Origin of the sequence: Roseiarcus sp., assembly GCF_049514155.1 — a bacterium.
In the GTDB taxonomy this organism is placed as follows: domain Bacteria; phylum Pseudomonadota; class Alphaproteobacteria; order Rhizobiales; family Beijerinckiaceae; genus Roseiarcus.
On sequence record NZ_JBEKVH010000274.1, the window covers coordinates 1 to 3,047 of the forward strand.

The 3,047-nt window shown below is 61.8% G+C and carries 3 protein-coding genes and 1 pseudogene; all 4 read left to right on the plus strand.

Features of this window, described 5'->3' with window-relative positions:
* Window positions 1–558: 558 nt before the first annotated feature.
* Window positions 559–828 (plus strand): annotated as a pseudogene (locus tag ABSF49_RS21325) (winged helix-turn-helix domain-containing protein); the annotation flags it as partial.
* Window positions 738–1,415, plus strand: coding sequence for an IS630 family transposase (locus tag ABSF49_RS21330; protein WP_424114639.1), 678 nt, complete (start codon window positions 738–740; stop codon window positions 1,413–1,415). The pseudogene ABSF49_RS21325 and the gene ABSF49_RS21330, both read left to right, overlap by 91 nt.
* Window positions 1,416–1,435: 20 nt before the next feature.
* A complete protein-coding gene (locus ABSF49_RS21335; protein ID WP_424114640.1) occupies window positions 1,436–2,617 on the plus strand; it encodes an AIPR family protein in 1,182 nt (393 codons plus the stop codon).
* Window positions 2,618–2,704: 87 nt separating this feature from the next.
* On the plus strand, window positions 2,705–2,911 hold the full coding sequence (locus tag ABSF49_RS21340; RefSeq protein WP_424114641.1) for a hypothetical protein: 207 nt from the start codon (window positions 2,705–2,707) through the stop codon (window positions 2,909–2,911).
* Window positions 2,912–3,047: the final 136 nt, after the last annotated feature.

A 3,047-nucleotide genomic window follows, 5' to 3' on the forward strand; every position in this document is an offset into this window, starting at 1 on the left:
CCACCTCGGCCGAAAAAGTCACCCGCCGCGCCGCGCGCATCGACGCGATGGAGTTCAGCGAGGAAGCGGACAAGGTCGAGACGCAGCCGAGCTTGAGGCTGGCGACGGGCGGGGAGTAGGGGAGGGGCGTCCGCGCAAATCCGCCATTGACAGAATCGCGGTGCGAGCTCAATCGTGACGCTGCCTCCATCGGTGATCGGCGCAGGTGTGCCGTGTCACGAGACGATGGGGCAACGGAGAACTGATACGGTTTCCGGCTGATTGACTCGACGGGTTGACTCGACGGGGTGTGGATTCCCGTCGGGGTTATCTGCTGGTAGATAGAACGGCCATGAATCGCGGGAGGCGGGCATGGCTTACGTTGCCGGTCATCTGAGCGTTGCGGCGTTGGAGGAGCGGTACGAGGCGTGCGAGGACGTGATGTCTTCGCGGCATTTCCAGACGATCTGGCTGTTGGCGAAAGGTCATTCGACCGGCGAGGTGGCGGCGATGACCTCGTTTGGCCAGCGTTGGATCGAACAACTCGTGGAGCGCTACAACGCGCTTGGACCTTCGGCGATGGGCGATCTACGTCGAGGCAACGGCGCGTCGGCGAAGGTTCTGACGCTGGAGCTCTTGCAACGTCTGCGCGCGCGTTTGGCCGATCCGCCGCCCGACGGCGGGGTTTGGACGAGCGGCCAGGTTGCGCGCTGGATGGCGGGCGAACTGGGGCTGGCCTCGCTTGCGCCGCAACGCGGTTGGGAGGCGTTGCAGGCGATCGGCTGGTCGATTCAGAAGCCGCGGCCGCGCAATCCGAAAGCGGCGACGCTCACGGAGCAAGAGGCGTTCAAAAAAAAGTCGCCGAGGTCGTCGCCGAGGAAGCGGCGCGCCATCCCGACACGCCGGTCGAAGCCTTCGCGACCGACGAGCACCGGATCGGCCTGAAGCCGGTGACCCGCCGGGTCTGGGCGCCGGTCGGCGAGCGGCCGATCGCCCACGGCCATCATCGCTTCGAATGGCTCTACGTCACGGCGTTCGTCTCTCCGGCCACGGGCGAAAGCTTCTGGTATGTCTCGAACGGGGTGTCCAAGCCGTTCTTCGAGGCGCTGTTGCGGCTGTTCGCCGAGGAAGCCGGCGCCGGGAGCGAGCGGCGCATCGTCCTCACGCTCGACAACGCCGGCTGGCACAGCGAGGCGTCCCTCGCCGTGCCGGACGGTCTGCGCCTCGTCTTCCAGCCCGCCTACACCCCGGAGGTGCAGCCGGCCGAAACGCTGTGGACGCTGGTCGACGAGCCCGTCGTCAACAAGCACATCCCAACCCTCGAGGCCCTCGAGGAAATCATCTCCGCGCGATGCGCCGCCCTCGCCAGCGAACGCGAAAAAATCAGGGGCCAAGCCGGCTTCCACTGGTGGCCAAAAATCGCCAACCCGAGGTGATCACCCGGAAACCGTATGAAATGACGAACGCCATCGCTGGCGCCGCTGTGCGCCTTTCTTACCTCAAAATCCGCGACGTTACGACCAAGGACGAGGAGGCCAACGGTGCCTCGACCTACGTGGCCGTGTTTCCCGCTGCAGAAATCCTGAAGATCGGGACGGACGGGAATCTTCGTTCGTATATTCCTGCGCACGTGGGCAAGAAGAGAAATTTGGTTCACAAGGCGATTGCCAAGACTATTAGAGAGAATCCGGATCGCTTCTCCCAATTGAATTCTGGATTCCTTATCGGAGCCTCAAGCATTGCCGTCGACGACAACAAAAAGACCGTCACGCTGAAACATGCTTCTGTGAACAACGGCGCGCAGTCGCAGGGCGAAATTAAGCTGTACATGGACCAATGTGAAGAAAGCGGTGAGACTCCGGTCGACTTCGCGATTCGTTGTGAACTTTCGATCGAACCTGATGCATCGGCCCGCACGAGTATTGCCGTCGCAAGAAATACAGCTACTCGGATCGAAGCCATCTCGATCGCAGGCAAGCACGGCTATTTTGAGGAACTGAGCGCGTCTTTCAGAAAGGCGCATCCGAGCCTTGAGCTTGCTCGATCAGAGACTGATGTTGAGGATAAGTATGTCGATACTCGACTGCTTCTTCAAATTCTGTGGGCGATGATGCCCGAGGAGCTTGCCCCCGAGCATAGGCGGACGATGGAGGCGCGGATGCGCGCCTACAAGAACGCGGCATATTGTTTGCAAGATTTTATGGAAGACTTCGATCGGCGAGCGACCGACCGAGGCAGCGCCGCGAGATACGCCTACTTCATCGACATGGCTGGTTGCGCCTGGCGGGAATACGAACGCTGGAAGAGGCACGGCCAATGGAACGACAAGCGCCTGCTGGAGCGTCTTCGGCAGGCTGTTCGCAGCGACGAGGGTATCATCAGGGAGATATCGGACGGTATCGTGTTTCCGATCCTTTCGGCGCTGTCGAGGTTTGCAAAGCAGGATAGGACCGGCCATTGGACGATCGTCTATCCGAGAGTATTTCACGACGACGACATGCTGATCGCGGCAAGGCGTCAATTGACCCAATGCGGTGGTCGCCCGATGCTGATGGGCAGGTCGGGTGCCGCGTATGAGGCACTAATGATCTTGACGGAAATGGCCGAACGCTATTCGGCCCACGCCACCGCCTCCTAATCGTAGCAGTCGCCGGCAGGTCGAGGGGTTTGCCACCTGCCGGCTGTCCGCTCACTCGATCGCGCTACAAGAAACAAAGAGCATACGGTGAGATATTCAGCTGAAGCATTGCAGGCGATGCGCCGGCGCGGCGAAAGCAAGAGCGATTGGTTGCGCGCCGCCGATATGACGGAAGCGGAAATCGAGGCGGCGATCGCCGCGGACCCCGAGGAAGCGGGGATGATAGTTGATTGGTCGCGCGCTTCCACCGAAGTGCCGCAGTCGAAAGCCGTCTGCAACAAGGGCGACGATTAGCGATAGGGCATCCCGTCGATCGATGCGCCGCTCACCCTCACCCCAACCCCTCTCCCGCAAGCGGGCGAGGGGCTTTGCGGCGCGATCCCTTCTCCCGCTCGCGGGAGAAGGTGGACGCGCGAAGCGCGGCCGGATG